Raw genomic sequence first — 24,765 nt, 5'->3', positions numbered from 1 at the left:
TCTGGCTAATTGTGCATCAAGCTTGGTGTACTGCTCTACCTAGGGAATGATTTCTCAGGAATACCAAAATCAGCCAATTCCTTTCATGGTTTGAACTGTAAGCAATTGCCAGATACAGGTGAAGTAGTTCATTTAGGAAATTATCTTGCCATTTTCACATTTGCTATGACATACTCATGAAAAATAAATACAGTATTCCGACCGATTTACCGGAGTTAAATTATTTAAATCCAAAATTTAGTGGATTACAAGCCTCGCAATTCCAGGAAAAAACTATGTTAGAAGACGCTCAAGGACTTGAAGTTACAACAGACTCAAAAGCAGCGATCGCAGCGGTCAATAACTTCATCGATCAAGCCCTCAGCTATGGTAAAAATGCAGAAGCAGTCATTCGCCAAGGAATTGCAGCCGATCCCGACTGTGCAATAATTCATGCCTATGCAGCGGCTTATTATCTTTCTCAGGAAAATGCTCAAGCCTGGCAGCAAGCCAAGCCTCATCTAGAAGCTGCGCAACAGCAATTACCCCGAATTACCAAAAGAGAGCAGTTATATGTGCAGGCGATCGCCGCTTGGGCGAAGGGAGCAATTGATCGAGCGATCGCCTTACACGAAACCATTACCCAAAAATTTCCTCGTGACCTGATTTCTGTACAACAGGGACAGTATCACTACTTCTACTTGGGTGACCAAGAAAGATTGCTTTCCATAGCCAAAAAGGTGTTACCTGAGAATCTAGAAAATCATTATCTATATGGCATGGTGGCATTTGGTTTAGAACAGTGCCATCGATTACAGGAAGCCGAAGCTATGGGACGCATAGCAACATCGATGAATCGTGATGACCCTTGGGCCCATCATGCTGTTGCCCATGTGATGGAAACTCAAGGACGAGTGGATGAGGGTATTGCTTGGATGGAAAGCCTTGCCGATACCTGGGAAAACTGCAACTCTATGCTTTACACGCACAATTGGTGGCATATAGCTCTCTATTATTTAGAGCAAAGTAATTCGGAGAAAGTATTGGCACTGTATGATAGCCACGTCTGGGGACGTGCGCAGAAATATTCTCCCAAAGATCAGGTGGGAGCGATCGCTTTATTGTTAAGGCTGGAGTTGCGAGGGTTTGATGTCGGAGAACGCTGGCAGAAGTTGAGTGCTTATCTGCTGCCTCGGCTTCACGAACATGCTCTACCCTTTCAAGACTTGCACTATATCTATGCATTAGCCAAGGCCGGACGTACTGATTGGTTAGAACAGATGTGGTTGAGTATCCAGCAACATGCTTTGACTGTTAACCCCTTTGTGCGCCGACACTGGACTGAGATTACAATTCCCTGTGCTAGAGGTATGGTTGCCCATGCCAATGGTGATTGGTTAGAGGCAGTTGCTAAATTACAACCTGTATTACCAAGATTGTCTCAAATAGGCGGTAGCCATGCTCAAAGAGTATTATTTGAGCATGTTTATCGAGATGCTTTATTGCGAATTCAAAAGCAGAGTCAAATTTATTTCCTGGGTACGGTAAAAACAGGAAAGCTGGCTGCTATTTAAGAAAAATTTGTTAATCCTACCAATTTATTGATTAAATCGCATAATTATCAGAGTTTTAAGGTGATAACAAAGGTTAGAGTGAATTTATCTAACCTTTTACCGCAGAAGGCGATGAGCTACCTATCACCGTGGGCGATATGAGATTTTATAGGTGATATGATGTCCGGCAAATTACCCTGAATATGTCCGCAGCGAGTGGAACGTAGACACCTGAAAGGCGGCTTCCCGTTAGGCGTTCCCGTAGGGTAGTGAAAGGAAACTTGTGAAAGCTAATATCGCGCAGCTTTATTTCGCGTTAATGGCTTAAATATTGGTATGGGGAATGCCCTGATTTTGGGGTCATCGATCAAATATTTTAGACAGAATTTTTTGGTCTAAAAATATAGGTAGACTGCATTGAGGCGTTTGTTAGACAAGATGATGTGCTGGGAATTCTAACTTTAGTTGTTTTCCTAAAAATTTATGCGCGCAAAAGTTGATGGAACTGTAAAGCTCGCTGGGTATCAAATCATAGAGCAACTATATTCAGGTTCGCGTACCCAAGTTTATCGGGCAGTACGAGAATCTAATAATCAACCAGTTGTCATCAAGCTTTTAAAACGAGAATACCCTACCTTCAGCGAGCTAGTACAGTTTCGCAACCAATATGCGATCGCCAAAAATCTAGATATTCCTGGCATTATCAAACCTTACAGCCTAGAGACCTATCACAATGGCTATGCCTTGGTAATGGAAGACTTTGGTGGCATTTCCTTACGGCAATTTACTCAAGGAAAAACACTGACACTAGAGCAATTCCTACCGATAGCTCTGCAACTGCTAGACACCTTACACCAGTTGCATCAACAGCACGTCATTCACAAAGATATTAAACCAGCCAATATCCTGATTCACCCTGAGACGAAACAAATCAAGCTGATTGACTTCAGTATTGCCTCACTACTACCACGAGAAACTAAAGAGATCCAAAGTGCCAATGGGCTGGAGGGAACGCTAGCATATTTGTCGCCAGAGCAAACCGGACGAATGAACAGAGGCATTGACTACCGTAGCGACTTCTATTCATTAGGTGTGACTTTCTTTGAGCTACTGAGTGGACAACTGCCTTTTGAGTCCCATGAACCGATGGAGTTGGTACATTGCCACATTGCAAAGCTTCCACCTTTTGTCTGCGATTTTAACCCCGATTTACCTTTGGTACTAGGTGAAATTGTCCGCAAACTGATGGCGAAGAACGCTGAAGACCGCTATCAGACTGTGCTGGGACTTAAACATGACCTAGTAACCTGCTTAGAGCAGTGGCAACAAATAGGCAAGCACACCTGGTTTGGGTTGGGACAGCGAGATATTAGCGATCGCTTTTTGATCAGAGAAAAGCTTTATGGACGGGAGCAAGAAGTACAAACCTTACTGTCAGCCTTTGGACGAGTTGCCAAAGGTGCTTGTGAGCTAATGCTAGTGGCGGGCTTTTCGGGTATGGGCAAAACTGCTGTCGTGAACGAAGTGCATAAGCCAATTGTCCGGTGCAAAGGCTACTTCATCAAGGGCAAGTTTGACCAGTTCAACCGCAATATTATTCCCTTGGATGCCTTTGTGCAAGCCTTCCGCGACTTGATGGAGCAACTGCTGAGTGAAAGTGATGCTCAACTCCAGCATTGGAAAACCCGACTTTTGGATACCTTGGGCGAGAATGCTCAGGTTATTATCGACGTGATTCCCGAGCTGGAAAAGATTCTAGGTAAACAGCCTGCGGTGCCAGAACTGTCTGGAAACGCGGCACAAAATCGCTTCAATCTGTCGTTTGAGAAGTTTATTCAGGTGTTTACCACTCAAGCTCATCCGCTAGTGATTTTCATTGACGATTTGCAGTGGGCTGATTCCGCCTCGCTGAAACTGCTGCAACTGTTGATGAATGACACACAGTATTTGCTGCTCTTAGGAGCTTACCGTGACAACGAAGTTTCGCCAATCCATCCGTTGATCCAGACTCTGGACGACATAGAGAAAGCGCACAGGATCGTCAACACTATGACACTGGCTCCGTTAGACCAGTCGTCGGTCAATCAATTGATTACTGATACATTGAGTTGTGATGGCAAATTGGCATTGCCATTAACAGAGTTGGTAATAACCAAGACCAATGGCAATCCATTCTTCACAACGCAGTTTCTCAGGGCACTGTATGAAGATGGACTGATTACCTTCAATGCCAGTGGTAACTATTGGGAATGTAATATTGCTCAAGTGCGACAACTCACACTCAGCGATGATGTGGTTGAATTCATGGCGCTGCAACTCCAAAAGCTGCCTGTTACAACCCAGGCTAGCTTGAAGTTGGCAGCCTGCATTGGCAACTCTTTTGATTTGACGACACTAGCGATCGCCTCTGAGCAATCCGAAATGGAAACAGCAGCCAATCTTTGGAAAGCATTACAAGAAGGATTGATTCTGCCGACAAGTGAAGTTTATAAGTTTTACCAAGATGACGGCAATGAGAAAACCATTGACTCATTACCCTTTACCCATCAACCACTATCCCATTACAAATTTCTTCATGATCGCGTCCAGCAGGCAGCCTACTCTCTTATCGCCCAGGAGCAGAAACCATCAATCCATCTGAAAATCGGTCAACTGCTGCTCAATCACAGGTTGGACATAGCGCAAAGTCGAGTCAGTCGCTTGGGCGGCTCTGCCGACTTGGGCGAACTGGCGTTGAGCGACGGCAGATCGGAAGCCAGTTGCTTTCAGCCGGGAGAACAGGACAACAAACTATTTGATATAGTTAATCACCTGAACAGGGGATCGAGATTGGTCGTTGAGCCAACAAAGCAAGAGCAAATCGCCCAGTTAAATGAACTTGCCGCCAAAAAAGCCAGGTCTGCAACCGCCTATGAGTCTGCTATGACCTACGCAACCACGGGAATAGCACTGTTAAGTCCTGATTGTTGGCAGAGTCAGTATGAACTAGCATTAGTGCTGCATGAATTAGCCGCTGAAAATGCCTTTCTTGCCAGAGATCTTGAGCAAATGGAACATTGGGCACATATCTTGTTGCAGCAAGCGAAAACACCACTCGACCAGGTAAAAATCTACGAAATCAAGATTCTAAATTACATATCGCAACATCAACCATTGGAAGCGATCGCTTTGGGGAAAAAGGTACTGAGCCAATTTGGAATTCAATTGCCCGATCAACCGACTCAAGAAGATATCCGGCAGGAATTTCAGCATACAGTGAACCAGTTCGCTGGTAGACCAATCGAAGAATTATTGAACCTGCCCCTGATGACGGCATCTGAACCCCTAGCAGCAATGAGAATTGCCGCCAGCACTGCACCAGCCATTTACTTTGCGGCTCCTATGCTGTATCCATTCTTGATTCTGTCGCAGGTGAATGCTTCTATTCAACACGGCAACGCACCATTATCTGCTTTCTTTTATGCCAGCTATGGTCTGCTCTTGAATGGCATTTTGGAAGACATGGAAGCAGCCGATCGCGCTGGTAAGTTAGCATTAGGGGTGCTGGAAAAACTCAATGCCAAGGAATTTCAATGTAAAACCCAGTTTATTTTGGGCGCGCTGGTTGTGCATGGAACAGCTCATCTGCAAACGTCGCTGCAATGTTTACGAGAGAGCTATCAAATTGGATTAGAAACTGGAGACATCGAGTTTGCGGGTCACGCTGTATCTCATAGCTGCCAATATGCCTACTTCAACAGTCAGGAACTGGGAACGCTAGAGCGAGACATACAAGCTTACAGCCATATGCTGACGAGCCTCAAACAGGTCATGATGTTTAACTACTGTCAACTGTTCAGGCAAGTGGTTTTAAATTTGTTGGGCATCGCTAAGAATCCCCGACTTCTAGTAAGTGATATCTACGACGAGGCAAAGGTTTTACCGCAGTTGCTGGCAGCGAATGACCTCATGGGGCTGCATTTCTTCTATCTGCATAAACTGATTCTGGGTTATTTGTTTGGCGACAGGGCCGAATCTTTGTCAGGCCTTGCGATTCACGGCCGCCAGTATTTAGCCGCGGGTGTAGGTTTTATCACAGTGCCAATATTTTACTTCTACGATTCTCTTGCTGCTTTAAGCGGATATTTAAGTGCGGATTCTGAATTGGGCGATCGCTTGGAACGAGTAGCAGAGAATCAGGCAAAGTTGCACAAGTGGGCACACCATGCACCAATGAACCACTTGCACAAATGGCATTTGGTGGAGGCAGAAAAGCATAGAGTCTTGGGAAATAAGATCGAGGCTAGCGATCGCTACGATCGCGCGATCGCAGAAGCCAAAGAAAACGGCTATATTCAAGAAGAAGCACTTGCCAATGAACTGGCAGCTAAATTTTACCTTGATTGGGGCAAAGAGCGGATAGCAGGGGAATACATAATCCAAGCCTATTACGGCTATGCTCGTTGGGGAGCTAAAGCTAAAGTTGCTGATTTGGAACGACGCTATCCCCAACTCCTCGTCCCCATCCTCCAGCAAACCCCTTCTCCCATCTCAACAAACGAAACAATCTTTCCATTAGGAACTGTCACCTCTACCAGTTCCCCAACTTCCAGTAGTAGCAGCGTTTCTGTGACTTTAGATTTAGCTACCATTCTTAAAGCTTCTCAAACCCTTTCTGGGGAAATCGAACTTGAAAAACTGCTCTCGGTGTTGCTTTCTATCGTTATTGAAAATGCCGGAGCAGATAAGTGTGTGTTCATGCTTTTGGAGTCAGGTCGTTTGCTAATTCAGGCCTTAGCATGGCTTTCCCAGGGTGCTGTTAATTTTTCCTCAATGTTGCTCAACCCAGAGCCGATTGAAGACTCTGTTGATGTGCCGATAGGCGTAATTAATAACGTCAAACGCAGCTTGCAACCAGCGGTAATTATTGATGCCACGGTGCATCCGCAATTAATCAACGATTCTTATATCCAGCAACAGCAGCCCAAGAGTATCTTGTGTTGCCCGATTTTGCATCAAGGTAAGTTGCTAGGCATTTTGTATCTGGAAAATAACTTAGCAACTGGAGCCTTTACTAGCGATCGCGTCGAACTGCTCAACTTAATTTGTGCTCAAGCTGCAATTTCGCTAGAAAATGCCCGACTTTATCAAAATTATCAAAAATCTGCACAACAGTTAGCACAATCTCTAGCAAAATTGCAGGCTAGTGAAATTCGCTTCCAAAATTTGGCGAATAATATTCCTGGGATGGTGTATCAATTCCGTTTGGCGGCTGACGGTTCAACTTCCACACCTTATGTTAGCTCTGGCTGTTTCGACTTGTATGAGTTAGAGCCAGAGTTGGTGATGGCAGGGACACATAGCCTTGACACCATGCATCATCCTGACGATTGCCTAGCTATGGTACAAGCAATGACCGAATCTGCCCAAAATCTTAGACCATTTGAGCAAGAATGGCGCATTGTCCTGCCTTCAGGAACCGTGAAATGGGTTCAATCGGCTGCTCGACCAGAGCGTCAAGCCGATGGCGCAATCATCTGGGATGGGGTGGTGATTGATATTAGCGATCGCAAACAGGCGGAAATCGCACTTCAAGAGAAAGAGCAGTTTCTGAGCAGTATCTACGACGGAGCCGAAATAGTCATCTTTGTGGTGGATGTGTTAGAAGATGGCAGTTTCCGCTATGCTGGATGGAATGCCGCTTCCGAGAGAGCCTCCGGGATTAGTGTGGCTGATACTGTTGGCAAAACACCCATTGAAGTGTTTGGAGCAGTAGAGGGGAAAAATATACAACAAAACTTTGCCGAGTGCGCCAGCACGGCAAAGTCTATTTATTCTGAGGATTGTCTCAGTTTTCATGGGCAGGAAACTTGGTGGTTTTCCACCATCAACCCCATCAAGAATGCAGAGGGACGAGTTTATCGAATTATTGGCACAACGTTTGAAATTAGCGATCGCAAAAAAGCCGAACTTGCCTTACAGCAAAAATCACTTGATTTGCAACAAGCATTGAACGATTTGCAAAACGCTCAATTACAAATTGTCCAAAGTGAAAAAATGTCAGCATTGGGTAACTTAGTTGCTGGTGTGGCTCACGAAATGAATAATCCCCTCGGTTTTATAGCTGCTAGTCTCAAACAAGCTAAACCAACTGTTGCTGATATTGTTGAACACTTAAAACTCTATCAAGAAAGTTTACCAAATCCAAGTGATGAAATTCTTAATCATGCCGAAGAAATTGACTTGGATTATACCTTAGAAGACTTACCCAAGACGATTGATGCAATGGTAATGGCATCTGAGAGATTGAAAAATATTAGCACTAGTCTTCGTACTTTCTCACGAGCAGATAAAGATTACAAAGTACCTTTTAATATTCATCAAGGTATCGATAGCACAATTTTAATTCTGAAACATCGCCTCAAAGCTAACGAACAGCGTCCAGCTATTGAGGTGATCACAGATTATGGTAATGTACCCCAGGTTGAATGCTTTCCTGGTCAAATAAATCAGGTATTCATGAATATCCTCGCCAATGCGATTGACGCATTAGAAGAGGCGAATAATGAACGCAAATTTGAAGAAATTAAAGCTAATCCTAATCGAATTATAATTACAACTTCAGTCCAAGATAAGCAAGTTAAAATTACCATTGCTGATAATGGCAACGGGATAAATGAACAAATCAAAGAAAAAGTATTTGACCACTTATTTACTACTAAAGCTGTTGGTAAAGGTACAGGATTAGGATTAGCGATCGCTCATCAAATAGTCGTAGAAAAACACAACGGTTCGCTGTTTGTGAATTCTACACTAGGTGAGAAAACTGAATTTGTTATTACCTTACCGATTTTGGCTCAGACTCTAGGTTAACACAGGGCGACTAAGCCAGTAGAGTCAAACAATTTAGTCAAAGTAATTAAGTAGGTCGGTGTTAAAAATTGTCGTTATGACAAGGCAGGAGGCAGAGGGCAGAAGGCAGAAGGGAAGAGGTTTTAGGCAACTTTACTTTTCGTTACATACTTTGGTTTATTTGCACCGTTCTACTTATTAACTTGATTAGTGTGGATATAGATTAGCGTCTCATTTTTGAAATTGCTACAGATGAATGGAGATTTCTTTAATTTCATTTTGCTGGTGAATTGGTAAGGTGCGATTTTTTAAAAAGCCGCCACAACGGTTTGTTAATACTGCTTGAATTTCAGCAATGATAGATAAGGCTATTGCTTCTGGTGTATCTGCCCCAATGTCGAGACCAATAGGACTATGTAATTTTTCAAGTTGTTCTGAAGTGTATTCTACTCCTGCTGTAAGTAAATCTTGAAGTAATTTTTCAGTGCGCCGTTTTGGCCCTAAAATACCAAGATACTTTGCAGAAGATGGCAGTACCATTTTCAGGATTTCTAAATCATCGAGGTAATTATGAGTCATTACTACTGCAATAGTTTGCTCATTTACAGATATTTGTTTATGTAAAATTTCTCGACGGCTGAGGATTATCTGATCAGCTATAGTAAAACGCTCTTTAGTTGCCTCATTTGCTCGACAATCAACAATAGTCACTTGCCAACCTAAAGCTTTGGCAAACTGTACTGTAGGTAAAGCATCTTGACCTGCACCAAAAATTATTAAGTTTGTGGGTGGCTGGATAACTTCTATAAATACGTCAACCCTACCTAACGATAATTGATATTTATTAATAGCTGACTTCTGATTTTGAAGGGCGATTTGAGCATCTTTAATTAGAGCAGATTTTAAAGAATATTCTGAAATATTACTAGTTATATTATTGTCTGGATGAATGATTAAGCGTTCGCCTACTTTTATATTAATTGCACCTTCTACAGCAAAAACAGTTGCGATCGCACCTTGTTGATGTTTATCAAAACACTCCTGAATAAAAACCAAGGGATTCAGTAGATCATCTCGATCTAACCGTTCAATCAGAACTTGCACCAATCCGTTACAGCCAAGCCCAAACCCCCAAACAATATCCTCATCCGCAGTTGAGTCGTAGGTAATAGCAATTGGTTGCCCATCTGGCATTGAAACACGAGTATGTTCAAACACATCATTTTCTAAGCAACCGCCGCTAATCATGCCTATGATGGAGCCAGTCTGTGTCATCAACATCCGCGCACCTGGCCGACGATAGGTAGAGCCTTTAACATTAACTACAGTTGCTAGAAAACTTGGTTCAGCATCATGCTGAATTTCTGCAAATGCTTGCAAAATAGTAGTAATTTCTTTCATTACTAATGATTTTCAATTAAACTTATAATCGCTTGCACAAGCATCTCTGGCTCGATTGGTTTAGAAAGATGCTTTTGAAATCCGGCCTTTTGAGCCTGCTGCCGATCGGTTTCACCAGCATAGGCAGTCAGGGCAACTGCTGGAATTGGCTTATCTTGTATTATTGCCCGAATGTTTTGCATGAGCATATAACCATCCATCTCTGGCATTCCTATGTCACTAACTAGCACATCAGGTTGAAATTGGGCTAGGGCCTGCAATGCTGCTAGAGCCGACGGTACAGCGGTGATAATCGCTCCAGCCTGTTCGAGAATAAAGATGATTAATTCACGAGTGTCTGTATCATCTTCAATTACAAGCACCTGAACATTTGCCAGAGGTAAAGCCTGAAGTGTCGGTAATACAGGAATCTGCTCATCTGTTGCACCATGATTTTCATTTCTGGGCAACGGCAACTTGACAATAAATGTTGCCCCCTGTTCCCCGCCTAGACTATCAGCTTGAATCGTGCCTCCATGCAATTCGACAATTTGCCGTGCGATCGCCAGTCCTAACCCCAATCCGCCAAATTTGCGGGTCGTTGTTCCATCTTCTTGGCGGAAATATTCAAAAATATAAGGGAGAAAGTCAGGATTAATGCCTTTTCCAGTGTCGCTCACTTGAATTTGAGCATAATTTTCAACTATTGTTAATACAACTGTAATCTGACCTCCATTCGGTGTAAATTTGACTGCATTCGATAACAGATTCCATACCACCTGCTGCAATCGCCCTGGATCTCCGGTAATTGTGACAACCTTTGGTGAAAGTTTCGTCTGAATTTGCAGTGACTTCGCTTCTGCTGCTAATCGAACAGTTTCTAAGGCAGCTTTGATCGCTAGATTCAGATCGACAGGCATAACATTCAAACTCAGTTTGCCGCGTAAAATGCGAGAAACATCAAGCAAATCCTCAATTAATTGCACCTGTAGCTTGGCGTTGCGCTCAATGGTTTCCAGTGCGTAAGCAGTTTTTACCCCATCCAATCTGCCGTTGCGAAGTAAGCTTGTCCAACCCAAAATGGGGTTAAGGGGCGATCGCAATTCATGAGACAGTACTGCCAAAAACTCGTCTTTAATTTGGTTGGCGCGTTCGGCTTCTTGGCGTGCGGCTTGTTCTTGTTGCAAGATGTGTTCGCGTTCGGCTTCAGCAAGCTTTTGCTTGGTAATGTCCCGTGAGATGGCAACCAGTTGGACAACTTGTCCTGACCCATCTCTAATCGGCGAAATCACGCTATCCCACCATTTTGGCTTACCCTTCATAGTCGGGAGATAGCCTTGAAATTGTCCGATACTGCCCGCTTGAGCAACGGCTATAGCGGCTAATACATTCTCATAGTCTTCACCTTGCCAGAAACTCGTCCAATCGACGTTTAGAAAAGACGTTGGCTCGTCAATTTCCAAAAGGCATCGTCCACCTTGACTCATGTAAAGGATTTCGCCGTTCAACGTTAAAACTTTGATGCAGTCTTGACTGCTTTCTAGGATGCGTTGCTTGAGTTCTTCGCTTTCCCGCAGAGCCAAGTTAGAGCGATCGCGCTCAAATACGATACTGGCAATATGAGTGCCGAACTCAGCTAGTTCGTATTCCCAATCGGTCGGCATCCGTGCTTCGTCAAAGCAAAGCATCAAAGATCCAAGAGGCTGACCGTCCAAACCCAGCACAGGTGCAGAATGGCAGGCTAGAATTCCATGTGCTACGCATAAATCTCGCCATCCTTGCGACCAGCGATCATCATTGGCAATGTCCGCGCAGGTGACAGGCTGACCACAATACACGGCTGTGCCACAGGTGCCAATGGCCAGCTCATTAATGGGAGCGTCCTTGAGTCCTTGCCCAAACGATGGCGGAAAGTCCAGAGTAATTAAGCTCTTGAACGCCGATCGTTGAGCATTGGGCAGCAATATGCAAGCGCGAACATGAGGATTCAGTCTGGACATTGAGGCACACAGCGAAGAAAGACATTCATCGAGTGGGTGTCCCGATGCAGTCAACTCCAGCAGTCGCTTCTGCTCAACCAGCAGCAGTTCCGCTTGTTTGCGTTGGGTGATATCAATTAGCAATCCATCCCAGACATCTCCATGTGTGGTTTGTACTGCACTTGACCTGCCATGAATCCACTTCAGTTGCCCGGATGGAGTAATAATTCTGCCTTCCCAGTCCCACGGCAGAAAGTTCTCAATGGCTGCTGCAACCGATGATTGAAACAAGGAGCGATCGTCAGGGTGAATCAGGTTAAAAATGGAGCCTGCGTCCTGTAATGCTGCTTCTGGCTCGACTTCAAACAAGTCGCGACAACCTGAATTAACAAAACTAAAGCGATCTCCATCAGCACAGGGGCTATAGCGATAAACCATCCCTGGCATATTTGTCATCAAGGCGTGCATCTGAGCTTGGCTTTGATGCTGCGCCTGTTGTGCCTCAAGAGCTGCTTGACGAAGGCGACTACTTTGTAAAGCCGCAGCAGTAAAGTCTGCCAAGCTGGTCAGAATCCGCACATCTTCGCCATCAAACTGCCGCTGCTTATCGTGCGATACAATCCAGATCGTGCCTAGTGCTTGCCCCTCTAACAGCAGTGGCACCACCAGCCCTTCGACAATCGGCGGGTCTGCTGACGGTAAGCTGGGAAAATAGCGTTCTGGGTGATGATACAGTTGCGGACAGCCTCGACTCAAGCAGACTCCACAAGGACTGTGTTCCAGATCCGTAGTGCTGCCCTCATACTGTTCATAAACTCCGGCTAGGGCAACCCAACGGAATACCTCTTTCCCACTCAGCAGAGTTTCAATTAAACTGACCCCAGCTGTTCCGGCTTGGCACAAATCAACTGCTGCTGACACCAAATACTTGAGTATCGCTTGCGGAGTGCGGGTTAGCTGTTGCCCTAATGCCCGAAGCATTTGAACTTCGGCTTCCAGGTTGAGCGGTCTGCAAGGGCGCTGATACAGTTGTTCGGTAATCAAAACACCAGATTCAGAAAGACTCCCAACAGACGTATTGTCACTCATAGGAAACTGTTTCTTCAAGTAAAGGGCGTTACCTTGGTAGCAGTGACGTATTTCTAATTAGAAACAGTGTCATCTACATGGCATTGGAACAAGAGTTAGGAAAATGTCTTTTCACTGGCAGACCATAACAAAATTAAAACAGTTTCTCATCAGGAAATTTATTAGTCTTTAAGTTGCTTAACTACTTTCCGTATTTCCGTAGATATACAAGTTTTATTACTTAATAACTTTTATCTTAGCGAACTCCAAAAAATAAATTACCCAATTTCTGAGATTTTTCTCCCCCTGCCCCTCTGCTTACACAGCGATAGACATGGCATTGCTCATTGGTGTCAACTTAAGCTAAAAGCTATATACGGCGGGTGTTGTACAAATACCTCGCGCCCTCATCCCCTAACCCTTCTCCCCCTGGAGTTGGGGAATTAAATCTCTTGCTCCCCTCACCCACAGGGAGAGGGGCTGGGGGTGAGGGCGAAACCTTGCACAAGAGCAGGTTTCACGTTAAGTTGACACCACTGGGCATTGCTATGCCCCTACCCATCTGATATTTTTTTCTAATTGATAATTTTAGAACGCCAGTCTGTTTGTGTTAACCACAAAGCGGAAGTTGATTCAGACTACGCGAAACACTGAAACGTCAACCCTGATGTTGATTCCAAGAACCCGGAAGTCGATTCAGACTACGCGAAACACTGAAACGTCAACCCTAATGTTGATTCCAGGAACCCGGAAGTTGATTCAGGCTACGCGAAACACTGAAACGTCAAATCAATGCTAAGGACAGTGAACAGTTATCAGTTCACATGGAGATTGAGACCCCAAGGGAAACCTACCATCTGCGACGGTAACCTCAGACTCAGGGATTAACTGATAACTGAAAAGTCACTTAGCAATCTGCTCTCAACAAAAGCAAATTACAATAATTTATCAGGTGTTATGGATAATTCACGGATGCGTTTACCTGTGGCATGATAAACTGCGTTGGCGATCGCAGTTGACAAACCTGTAATGCCAATTTTACTTGCAACAAACAAGCAATAGCAAATCTTTAGAAAGCCAATGCTGTTAATCCTTCTAGCTTGGTCGTACTTATAATATGAGCAGCGCCATCTTGACAAAAGTGCGATTACGTTAACTTTTCACGAATATCCGCCGTGGGTTCCAGCAACAGAAATAAACCCCGTCTGTTTGAGTAGCAGCTGTAGTTCTATGTGACGAAGTTTCGTGTCCTTCTTGTTATTTTCCCACATATCAGCAAAGAAGTTTTGCATCAGCGTAATGATGCTACGGTATTTGATGATGCTGGCAACATAGAACTCATCTAACTTGATGTCTCCGTCAGTATGTATCTGCTCGATGTTGTCGAGTAATATAGACCGCAATTCATAAGGTTTTAAGTCTTCTTTGATGCCATATTTCTTCATTATCCTGCGTTTATCGTTCTCCGAACATGAATCATACGGTGAGCGAATCAGGTGACTAAGATTCCGCAAGACTTCTCCGTAATCATAAAATCTGTTCTGCTCAAAGAAAGACTCTTCATCTTTCGTCAACGCGAAACTTTTGTCTAGTACCAACCCAAAATCGGTTAAATATGTCTGCTCGCCGTCGGTGAGGACGTTACGAAAATGTGCGTCGAAGTGGATGATTTCCTTCGTCCTCAAAAAATCAATCGTTTTACGTAAGTCATTTAGGGGTTGCTGAAGTTTGTTCGGGTTGTCCCGCAACCATGTTTCCAGAATATACGGAATGTACTCTAGGAACAGAACTAACTCATAGTTGGCATTTGCTCTATCTACCAGGTAATTCCCAGCGTTTGCACTATTGCCCCAGTACTCAACATAATCTTTCAGATGCGACTCATCCACATCTGCACGTCGCCCAAAGAAGGGAATAATCCGATAATGATACATCAGTGGAAAGGAAGCGATCGCCCCCGACAATACCCAATTGGTTGTCTTGATGTGGGTCACGAGTTCTCGGAAGACCCCAAAACCAGTAGAACCGAAGCCGTAATTACAATAAGTCGGCAGGTCATAGAGGTTTCTGGTAGAGAACAGGTTGTCAAATTCGATGTTTGTAACTGGAACACGTTTCACAAAAACCTTAGATTCCCCAAGGACGATGGTGTGATTCATCCCCCAACCCGTGCTCGACTCATTCGACTCATTATTGCCAAACAGAGAACGCAATTGTGCATTATCCAACTGAGCGATTTGTGAACTGAGATGGAAATACCTCTTGCTTCTCAGTTCTATAGGATTTTTAGCCATTTTCCCCCGTCCAGCCACAGCATGAGAAACTGCATGAACAGCCCAACTCAGATAGCGATCACATCGAATAAGCAGTGACAATTAGAGATGCGATCGCATAACCAAGAAAATTACAATAATTTATCTGGTGTTATGGGTAACTCACGGATGCGTTTACCTGTGGCATGATAAATTGCGTTAGCGATCGCAGTTTTATCTTCGTCATAATTTATGAAATATGTCGGAAAGTAAAAAATATTCCTCATACTAGTCCTACTAATAAATTCTCTGAATCAGTAATTATTCTATTTCTCCCACATCTCGTAATATTGCATCAATCAAGCTAGGTCGAATATAAATGCCATTGATGCGTAACTGCTCAATATATACTTTAATCTCAACAATTAATCCCGCTTTTTTCGCCTTACGCAAAATGCCAAGAGTACCTATCCGGCGAATTCCTAAACGTTCTGCAACCCTCCGTGCTTGAGCATCATCCAAAAGTACCGTACTATCAGGGATGGACTGAGCCAAGGCAATAGCTTCAGCTTCTCCACGATCAACATAAGATTGATAATGGTTCTAATAATAGGGCTTCAGGATTTTCAATCTCTAACCAAGTTAGTTGACTAACAGCTTGTGACCCAGGTAAACCTACACCTTGGACTGTAACTTCATCCCATACTGCTGGAGGAATTAATATTCGCTGATACAGTTGGGGAAGAATTTCTAGTTGCTCGATAATTGATAAAGAGATGAGGGGACTGCTATCAGCAACAATCACAGGGTTAGTCATCGCGTAATTCGTCGCTGATTTGATCATCATCTAGGTTGATAACCGGAATTTGCAAACGTCCTAGTTCATACATGAATCGGGGTTTATTCATGTTGCAAAAGGCGGCGGCTTTACCCAGAGATAGTCGGCGTAGTTCAAATAGCTTGACTGCAAGCAAAAATGTTAGTTCCGCTTCTAATGCTTGGGGTGATTTGCCGGAGGTAATGAGTAAATCATCGGGATAATGAAGGGATAGGATATGCATGGTTCACTCTTGCTTTCTAATGCTTCTTCTTTGTTGATTATGGCTGATTCAGCTCAACTCAGATAGCGATCGCACCGAGTAAGCAGTGACAATTAGAGATGCGATCGCATAACCAAGAAAATTACAATAATTTATCTGGTGTTATGGGTAACTCACGGATGCGTTTACCTGTGGCATGATAAACTGCGTTGGCGATCGCAGCTGATACACCTGTAATACCAATTTCACCCACACCCCTTGCACCTGCTGGGTTGAAGTTGAGATCTGGTTCACCAACAAAGGCTACTTGAATGCGGGGAATGTCTGCATGGGCGGGAAAGTGGTAAGTAGCTAAATCGTAGACTACGGGGTAGCCGATGTTAGGGTCAAAGTGGCACTCTTCCATTAGAGCTTGTCCAATACCCATAATGACGCCGCCGCGTACTTGGCTAGCTGCGGTTTTGGCATTGATGACTTTGCCAATATCCATCACCGATACCCAGCGCGTTACCTGTAGGCGTCCAATTTCTTCATCGATACTGACTTCGCAGAAATGTGCGCCCCAAGACTGAAACGCCCATTTCTTAGCTTCATCACCTGGAGCGGTGGAGGCTGTGGCTTCAAAAGCGGCTCTTCCAGATTGATGCAGTTTTGTCAACGCTTCCTGTGCAGTTTTAGCGTTAGCAGTTTTCAGGACTTCCTGACAGGCTGACATTACCGCTGGCATAAGAGATGCTGTCATTTGCGAACCACCTGCCAAGCCACCATCTGGTAATAAGGAGTCGCCCATTTCCACCCGTACCTTTTCTACTGGTAAACCCAAAACCTCGGCGGCTGTGGCAGCAACAACGGTATAAGCGCCAGTACCCATATCATTGCCAGCAGTCAGGATGTGGGCTATACCGTCTGGTAGCAAGCGTGCTTTAACTGATGCTTTCCCTCTCATACCAGGGAAGGTGGCGGCTGCTACTCCCCAACCAATGAGTTTACCGTCACGGGTGAGCGTTCGCACTTGTTTTGGTCTGTCTTTCCAGCCAAATTTCTCTGCACCCACTCGCAAACAATCAGCAAAATGCTTGGCTGAAAATGGTAAACCCTTCTTTTGGTGTTCTTTGGTTTCGTTTTTTAAGCGCAGTTCTACTGGGTCAATCTTCAGCGCCCAAGCCAATTCATCAATTGCTGATTCCATTGCCCACATTCCAGGATTCTCTCCCGGAGCACGCATAAATGTGGGTGTACCTACATTCATAGTTGCGATTTCTTGCTTGAGTCGCAGATTTGGCGCAGTATACATTGCTGGCGTAATACCTGTGCAACCTTCGGGAAAGACTTCTACGGGTGAGGTAGCAGATTTTGCTTCATGCTCAATGACAGTTAGCCTACCATCAGCAGTTGCTCCCAAACGGATCAATTGCTCAGTTTCCGAGCGATGTCCGGCGTTAGCTGTCATTTGCCGACGGCTGAGGACAACTTTAAGCGGACGCTGGATTTGCCGAGCCGCGGCCGCCGCCAGAACACCATGAGGCCAGGGAAAAGCTTTGGAACCAAAACCCCCACCCAGAAAAGGAGTAACAATCCGGACTCGTTCAGTTGGCAGTCCGAAAAGTTGTGCATAGGTGCGCTGCGTACCCATTACCCATTGCGATGGCTCGTAGACTGTCAGAGAGTTGTTATCTTGCCAATGGGCAATAATGGCGTGGGGTTCCATTGGCGCGTGCAGTTCGGTAGCAGTTTTGTAAGTTGCTTCAATTTTGACTGCTGCGGCTGAGTTACCTGCTGCGATATTGCCTTTCTCGAACTTTAGTTCTTCACCAAACAAAGGCGGTGCTTCTTTGAAGTTGGCTTTTGTGGCATCTACCAAAGGCTTTTGGGTTGTGTATTCCACCTTAACTAAATGGGCTGCATCTCTTGCTCGCTCGAAGGTATCTGCTACTACCAAACCGATAATTTGACCACCGTAATGCACTTTGTCATCTGACAACGGTAAACGCGCCTCGTAGATTTTCGAGGTCATAAAGTCATTGGCAGGTTTAAATATCTTGGGTGGGTTTTTGTGGGTGAAAACAGCAATTACCCCTGGTGCTTTTTCGGCTGCACTGGTATCGATATTTTTAATTTGTCCGTTGGCAATAGTGGCGGTAACAAGATAACCATGAACCAAACCCGGAATTTGATGTTCGGCGGCGTAGGTGGCAGTACCTGTGACTTTTGCCAGTCCATCCTTGCGGTTAACACCTGTGCCAATTACTTTATTCATGCTACGCCGCCTCCTTTGGCAGAAATAGTGAGTGCGCGACGAATTGCTCGCTTTGCTAAGTCCACTTTGTAAGCGTTGTCAGATAAGGGAGTGGCTCCCTTGAGAGCAATTTCTGCTGCTTGTTGAAATGTGGTGGATTCAGCAGTCTTGCCAATTAAAAACTTTTCTGCTTCTATTGATCGCCAGGGTTTGTGGGCTACACCACCTAGTGCTAAACGGACATCTTGAATGCGTTCGCCTTTTAGGTCAATAGCCGCCGCCACAGAAACCAATGCAAAAGCATAAGAAGTGCGATCGCGTAACTTTAAGTAAACTCCCGATTTAGCCAAAGGTACTGGTGGCAAAATTACAGCAGTAATCAACTCCCCTACCTCCAGATTTGTATCTCGCTGGGGCGTATTTCCTGGAAGACGATGGAACTCTGTAAATGGTATTTGCCGCTTTCCTTGAGGACCGACAACATCAACGACGGCATCTAAAGTCGCCAAAGCAACACTCATATCGGAAGGATTCACTGCTACACATTGGTCGCTAGCTCCAAGGATAGCGTGTATGCGATTGATGCCACTTATAGCTGGGCAACCTTGCCCTGGCTGTCGTTTGTTGCAAGGGAAGGCAGTATCGTAGTAGTAAGGACAACGGGTACGTTGTAGTAAATTACCGCCTACTGTGGCAGCGTTGCGAATTTGCTGAGATGCTCCCGAAAGAATGGCGCGAGCGAGGATTGGGTAGTCACGGCGCACATCGGCATTGTCTGCTACAGCAGTATTTGTGACTAATGCTCCTAAACGCAAACCGCCATTAGCCAGCTTTTCAATTCGCTTCATCTCCAATCGAGAAATATCAATGAGTTGCGATGGCTCATCTAAGAAAACCTTCAGGCGATCAACTAGATTTGTCCCCCCGGCAATAAACAAGGCATCTCGATCGGCACTAGCTCTTTGCACTGCATCCTTCACAGAACTAGCGCGGGTGTAGGTGAAATTTTTCATGTCCTTTCCCCTGATTCACGAACCATTACATCTGCAACAGCAGAGGGTGGTGTTTGTCCCGCTGCTTGTTGCACTGCTGCTACAATGCCGTTGTAAGCGCTGCATCGACAGAGATTACCGCTTAATCGCTCTTTGATTTCCTTTTCCGAAAGTTCAGCCAGCTGTGGCGGACGAGTCAAATCTGCGGTGACAACGCTAGCACAACCTCGTTTAACTTCATCAAGTAGAGCAACAGAGGCACAAATCTGTCCTGGCGTACAATAACCGCACTGAAAGCCATCGTTATCAATAAATGCTGCTTGCACTGGATGAAGAGTATCGCCCTTTGCCAAGCCTTCAATAGTGACAATTTTTTTATCTTCCTGCATCACTGCCAGAGCTAAGCAAGAATAAACTCGTTCACCATCAATTAAAACTGTACAGGCTCCACACTGCCCATGATCGCATCCCTTCTTACTGCCCACTAGCCCTAAATGCTCACGCAGTGCATCCAGAAGGGTAACACGCGGCTCAATATTAAGAGTTTGCTGCTCACCATTTACCGTAAGTTTCACGGTTATCTCTCCTTGGGAATTTTGAGTAGCTTCCTTGGCCATGCTTGCTTGATTGAGTAAAGTCGGAGCGGCTATGGCCGTGCCCGCTGCGGTTAGTGCTTGTCCCAAAAAACCGCGTCGGGAGGTTTTCCCCCCACCTTTTTCATTGTCTGGCATGATTTTTACCTCTTGAGCAACAATGCAGTAATTTGAAAAATCTCCGCATACAAAGTATCATTTACATAATTGATTACCTAAATGATTAATTCGCCAAAAATTTTAAGTTCTTATTGAGTAAAATCTTTCACAGCAAAAATTACCTGCATTCTATATTTGCTAGACTTTCTGTACGCGATCGCTGCAAAGTTACCTCAAGCTTAAACTTTGCCATCTTCATGGAAAAATTATCAGTTTGTCTATGCTCTTAATTTTAGAGATTAAATTCTCACCTATTAATTTTTTAGGTATTATTAAAGACCAATAATTTTCAAGTAGTATTCAACGAACTCAGTGATTAGCTTAATTTAAAAGACTCATCGAGTCTAAAATATTAAAATATATTAAATCCTTATTCTTAAATAAAGATTAAGAAATTATATCCATAAGTCTGCCGCTGGAACGCAGTAATTCCAAGATTACAGGGAGCCTTAACTATTTTAAAGCTTACGCTATTTTGGTTAAGCGATCGCGGCTTTAATTTATATGTAACATTTAATATAGTAACAATGATCAGGGGAGATTTTCTTGGTTAAGAAAAGTGTCCGTTGCGCAAGGTTGCACATAAGAACGCAAGAGTTTGGTCTATAAAGATGCATAGCCTGCCTTAATAGCAGCATTATAAATATCAGCGATCGCTTGATAATCTGCCAATTCTACTGCGGCGAAACGCTGCACTCCTACTCGGTTCATTGCTGCTTGTAGTTCTGCATCTGGCTGAAGCAAAGCCAACTGTAACTGCTGAATCAGAAATTTACTAAGATGCTGGGCTGCTACCAAAGGCGGCATGGGGCAAGGGCCGAGCACCTCTACTACTCGCAACTGCTGAGATAGCTCTGGAAAATCACGCAATTCTTGCTCTAATACAACACTATCAATAGCAGCACAGTCTACTTTCCCTGCTGCCACCCACTGCAGCGAACGCTGGTGAGAGCCTGATTGCACGACTTTACCAAAAAAATGCTTAGGATGTCTCCCCTGTAACAACCGATGACGCAGCAGATTATAGCCACTGTTAGAGCCAGGATCGTTGTAGCATACAGTTTTACCAGCCAAATCATCAAAACTTGCCAGATTGCTCTCAGCATTCACTATCACATCTGAGAAGTAAATCGGACGGTTTTGATAACGCGGTGCTTGCATGACTGGAGCAATCACAGGCTGCAACTGATCTAAGACTATCTGACTATAACGAATCAGTGGTAATCCACAAATAAAGGCTAGATCTAGTTGGTCTTTCAAAAGCAAAGGGTCTAATAATGGTTCGCATTCACCTTGCTTTAATTGCGTTTCCACTTCCAACACGCGACCTAGATAAGCCAACACTGCTTGATAAAACCCAAACCAATTCGGAGCCAGGTAAGAAATAACTTGTAGCTTTTTTGATTTAGTCACTGGTTGATTCTACTGTATCTTTACCATAAGTGAACCCTAAGAGTAGCTTGCGGTAAGACCAATGAAAGCCCAGGAATATCATACTCACTAAGGTCAGCAGCATAATGCCAAAAATGCTTCCATATGCTTGACCGTGCCACCACAATCTTTGTATTGATGCCCTACTAATTGTTACAAGCCTCCACAGGCTGCTTTGATTAAATACTGGGGAATTTTGAATTGTGATTTCCAAAGATGCTGTGTTTTGCTGCGCTAAGATGCCCAAGGGCTTGTTGCTAATCATTGCCATTTTTACTACTCCTTTAAATCCCAACAGCAGGGCACGCGATTGATAAACTACGGCAAATCGATAGTATTAACGTAGTTTATAAAAATATGGCATAGCTTGGTTCAATAAGCAAGGGTAAGAGTCAATTGTCAATAGATTGTGGACAACCTGAGCGAAAAAAATGTGAGACTTGCGTAAGTCCCAAATGCTTTTTGCTTCTAATTCACAGTTAAAATGTCTAATCTAGTTTGGTTATCACAATTACAACAACACCGAGCGATCGCCGTCATCCGTGCACCCAAAATTGAATTGGCAAAGCAAATGGCTTTAACTGTTGCAGCAGAGGGAATGCAGCTAATTGAGGTTACGTGGAATAGCGATCGCGCCGCCGAATTAATTAGCCAACTCCGCACTGAATTACCAAACTGTACGATTGGTACTGGTACGCTATTTAACGTCCAACAGTTACAAGAGGCGATCGCCTGTGGGGCACAATTTCTCTTCACACCCCACGTTGATTTAGCAATGATTCAAGCAGCAGTGGAGCAAGATGTACCGATTATTCCCGGGGCGCTGTCACCCACAGAAATTGTCACCGCCTGGAGTCATGGTGCTAGCTGTGTGAAAGTATTTCCTATAGAAGCAGTGGGAGGTGCTAATTATATCAAAAGCCTCCAAGGACCATTAGGGAAAATTCCTTTGATTCCCACTGGAGGAGTAAATTTAGAGAATGCCAAGGAATTTTTACAAGCAGGAGCGATCGCTGTAGGTTTAAGTAGTCAATTATTCCCAAAGCATTTATTAACCGAGGAAAATTGGCCAGCGATTGCCGAACAGGTGAAAAAATTGATACAACAGATAGGGTACTTTAGGGTAAAAACTGAAAATTTTCCCTAAGCTTCCTATTTAAGTATATTTACGATGAAAAGCTTGATTATTCATCACTGGATGCGCTCCCTTGCAATATTGCTTGCGAGTGTAACACTCTCCTTGAGTGTGACAAATCCGGGAGCGTGCGAAGTTTCAGCAAAAGCAAAGGATGATACAACTACCCAAAGTATCGAGACACTCAAACAATCTGAGCAACGTTGGATTCAAATTGATCTTTCTAATCAACGGCTAATTGCTTGGGAAGGTAAAAAACCTGTTTATGCTATTACTATTTCTACGGGCAAAAAATCTACACCTACTCGCATTGGTACTTTTAAAATTCAAACCAAACTTAAATCTACCAGAATGCGTGGTAGAGACTATGATGTTCCCGATGTTCCTTATGCAATGTTTTACCAAGGGAGTTACGGAATTCACGGTGCCTATTGGCATAAGAGATTTGGCACTCCAGTCAGTCATGGTTGTGTGAATGTTGCCCCTAATCATGCTAAATGGTTATTTAATTGGGCATCTGTAGGAACACCAGTATTTATTCATAGGTAGCAAATCTCAATTAAAAACAAATATAAAACAATAATATTGAGAGATTCCTATATTAAAATCTCCTGGGAATCTCTGGAATAGAAATAACTAAAATTGAAGTAAAATATAGAGAAGGATCAAATAAAATCTGCCTAAAACAATAGGCGTAAATCTTAAAAAATCTGGATACTATTCCAGGTAGAAATAGTAATCTCAGAAAAATTTTGCATCTACTGCAAGCCCTTAGACACTAAAAACTCTCAGGTTTTAATTTTTGCTAATTTAGCAGTAATAAATGTGATTGTGATAGAGCGTAGACGCGGAGCGGTGTTAGCGCAGCTGTAGCGACGTAGGAGCGTCAGCAGTGCCTTGGGCGGGTTTCCCGACTTGTTCGCTGAAAGCCAGGACTTACGCAAGGACTACAATTTTACGTCATTACGAGCGAAGCGAAGTAATCGCAAAGGCTTAGTTTTTCGTCACGAGTGCGTAAGTCCTAAAAGCGTTCCCGCAGGGTAGCAACTGCTGAACCCGTTCGTCGAAGACGTTCCCAAAGGGTAGGGCTTGTCGTAGACATCGCATGAGAATAATATCAGGGAATCTTAGCAGAAAAATTTATAAATTTTTTAGTCAATAAGTATTTAGCTAACAGATTTAATGACGATTTTTCTATTGGTAGCCAAATTATCTGTGTGGATTAGCTAGATGTGAATCAATTAAAGATATCAATTGTTATGCAGTAGTTGTGGCGCTATTAGGCAGTAACTAAAAACTAATAAATATCTTAGATTTAATAACGTCTAGTTACCAAGCTTGCATATTTCCAAATTGAGTAAAAATGTCTCTAATCTTTTAGCTGCTCTACTTATCGGCTTAGAACAACTCAATACATTTCTTCCAAAAGTAGATTGTGCAATAGCTAGGCAAAGACTCAAGGTTAAAGATACAAGACAATTTTATACGTTTTACCATTCTTTGCCCTATTGCTCCAAAAAATTTAATTTTTAGCAGATGAACTAGAAGGTGAGACTTCATGCAGAGCAGAATTCACAGTCGGTGGTTACATAGTTCAAGAAATATCTGTACAAGTATGATGTTAGTGTTGGTGGCTTTATTTGCTTGGTCGCCGCCAATTACACTTGATTCTAATTTGGCAACAGCAAGAGCTGCTTCAGGAGATAGTAACAGCAAGACTGTCTCTGACCAAAAACAGACATCTGAACCTCGCTGGATTGAAATTGACCTGTCTGAGCAACGGTTATTTGCATGGGAAGGTAAAAAGCGTATCTATTCCTTCCGCATTTCCACAGGTAAACGCGCAACTCCCACACCCAAGGGCAAGTTTGAGATTAACACTAAGTATCGCACTACTCGAATGCGGGGCGAGGACTACGATATTCCTGATGTTCCTTATGCCATGTATTTTTATGAAGGCTATGCCATTCATGGTGCTTACTGGCATAACAATTTTGGCACTCCAGTGAGCCACGGTTGTGTAAATTTGCAAGTCAAGCAGGCTCGTCAATTGTATAACTGGGCAAAAGTTGGGACTTTAGTAGTAGTACATAAATAGATCGTCTTCCCAGGAGATGCGATCGCTGCATATATACGG

General features: G+C 43.9%; 17 protein-coding genes. 5 read left to right on the top strand and 12 right to left on the bottom strand.

What is annotated here, in order from left to right:
* Positions 1-275: 275 nt before the first annotated feature.
* Positions 276-1,553, top strand: coding sequence for a tetratricopeptide repeat protein (locus BV375_RS27220; RefSeq protein WP_086766326.1), 1,278 nt, complete (start codon positions 276-278; stop codon positions 1,551-1,553).
* Positions 1,554-2,015: 462 nt separating this feature from the next.
* On the top strand, positions 2,016-8,384 hold the full coding sequence (locus tag BV375_RS27215) for an AAA family ATPase (RefSeq protein ID WP_086766282.1): 6,369 nt from the start codon (positions 2,016-2,018) through the stop codon (positions 8,382-8,384).
* 225 nt (positions 8,385-8,609) lie between these two features.
* On the opposite strand, the gene BV375_RS27210 is transcribed toward BV375_RS27215, so the two are convergent.
* The 12 genes from BV375_RS27210 to BV375_RS27165 form a co-directional block, all read right to left on the bottom strand.
* Positions 8,610-9,764: an XdhC/CoxI family protein gene (locus BV375_RS27210; RefSeq protein WP_086766280.1), complete on the bottom strand. Its 1,155-nt coding sequence runs from the start codon at positions 9,762-9,764 to the stop codon at positions 8,610-8,612.
* 2 nt (positions 9,765-9,766) lie between these two features.
* Positions 9,767-12,811, bottom strand: coding sequence for an ATP-binding protein (locus BV375_RS27205; protein WP_086766278.1), 3,045 nt, complete (start codon positions 12,809-12,811; stop codon positions 9,767-9,769).
* A 1,139-nt stretch (positions 12,812-13,950) separates the two neighbouring features.
* Positions 13,951-15,084, bottom strand: a complete 1,134-nt coding sequence (locus BV375_RS27200; protein ID WP_086766276.1) for a hypothetical protein — start codon at positions 15,082-15,084, stop codon at positions 13,951-13,953.
* Between the two features lie 110 nt (positions 15,085-15,194).
* A complete protein-coding gene (locus tag BV375_RS38870) occupies positions 15,195-15,329 on the bottom strand; it encodes a hypothetical protein (RefSeq protein WP_279432972.1) in 135 nt (44 codons plus the stop codon).
* A gap of 34 nt (positions 15,330-15,363) precedes the next feature.
* Positions 15,364-15,597 carry a DUF3368 domain-containing protein gene (locus BV375_RS38380; protein WP_243714070.1) on the bottom strand — a complete coding sequence of 78 codons (234 nt, stop codon included), beginning with the start codon at positions 15,595-15,597 and terminating at the stop codon, positions 15,364-15,366.
* A 25-nt stretch (positions 15,598-15,622) separates the two neighbouring features.
* Entirely contained in the window at positions 15,623-15,859 is a 237-nt protein-coding gene (locus BV375_RS38375) for a hypothetical protein (protein ID WP_243714069.1), read from the bottom strand.
* Positions 15,852-16,103, bottom strand: coding sequence for a UPF0175 family protein (locus BV375_RS27190; RefSeq protein ID WP_086766274.1), 252 nt, complete (start codon positions 16,101-16,103; stop codon positions 15,852-15,854). Before BV375_RS27190 ends, BV375_RS38375 begins: the two co-directional genes overlap by 8 nt.
* Positions 16,104-16,224: 121 nt before the next feature.
* Positions 16,225-18,339 (bottom strand): xanthine dehydrogenase family protein molybdopterin-binding subunit, encoded by a 2,115-nt coding sequence (locus BV375_RS27185; protein ID WP_086766272.1) that lies wholly within the window; start codon positions 18,337-18,339, stop codon positions 16,225-16,227.
* A complete protein-coding gene (locus tag BV375_RS27180; RefSeq protein ID WP_086766270.1) occupies positions 18,336-19,331 on the bottom strand; it encodes a xanthine dehydrogenase family protein subunit M in 996 nt (331 codons plus the stop codon). Before BV375_RS27180 ends, BV375_RS27185 begins: the two co-directional genes overlap by 4 nt.
* Positions 19,328-20,041 (bottom strand): 2Fe-2S iron-sulfur cluster-binding protein, encoded by a 714-nt coding sequence (locus BV375_RS27175; protein WP_086766268.1) that lies wholly within the window; start codon positions 20,039-20,041, stop codon positions 19,328-19,330. The genes BV375_RS27180 and BV375_RS27175 overlap by 4 nt, the downstream gene beginning before the upstream one ends.
* 624 nt (positions 20,042-20,665) lie before the next feature.
* Positions 20,666-21,475 (bottom strand): PhnD/SsuA/transferrin family substrate-binding protein, encoded by an 810-nt coding sequence (locus BV375_RS27170; RefSeq protein ID WP_086766266.1) that lies wholly within the window; start codon positions 21,473-21,475, stop codon positions 20,666-20,668.
* Positions 21,468-21,764 (bottom strand): hypothetical protein, encoded by a 297-nt coding sequence (locus BV375_RS27165; protein WP_086766264.1) that lies wholly within the window; start codon positions 21,762-21,764, stop codon positions 21,468-21,470. The genes BV375_RS27170 and BV375_RS27165 overlap by 8 nt, the downstream gene beginning before the upstream one ends.
* A gap of 213 nt (positions 21,765-21,977) precedes the next feature.
* Here BV375_RS27165 and BV375_RS27160 point away from each other — a divergent pair, with 213 nt between their 5' ends.
* From BV375_RS27160 to BV375_RS27150, 3 genes are all read left to right on the top strand, one after another.
* On the top strand, positions 21,978-22,640 hold the full coding sequence (locus BV375_RS27160) for a bifunctional 4-hydroxy-2-oxoglutarate aldolase/2-dehydro-3-deoxy-phosphogluconate aldolase (protein ID WP_086766262.1): 663 nt from the start codon (positions 21,978-21,980) through the stop codon (positions 22,638-22,640).
* Between the two features lie 24 nt (positions 22,641-22,664).
* Positions 22,665-23,177 (top strand): L,D-transpeptidase, encoded by a 513-nt coding sequence (locus BV375_RS27155; RefSeq protein WP_086766260.1) that lies wholly within the window; start codon positions 22,665-22,667, stop codon positions 23,175-23,177.
* Between the two features lie 1,009 nt (positions 23,178-24,186).
* Positions 24,187-24,726: a L,D-transpeptidase gene (locus BV375_RS27150; RefSeq protein WP_086766258.1), complete on the top strand. Its 540-nt coding sequence runs from the start codon at positions 24,187-24,189 to the stop codon at positions 24,724-24,726.
* Positions 24,727-24,765 lie beyond the last annotated feature (39 nt).

This window comes from Nostoc sp. 106C (assembly GCF_002154725.1).
GTDB lineage: Bacteria > Cyanobacteriota > Cyanobacteriia > Cyanobacteriales > Nostocaceae > Aulosira.
This window is presented reverse-complemented; position numbering and strand designations above follow the sequence as displayed.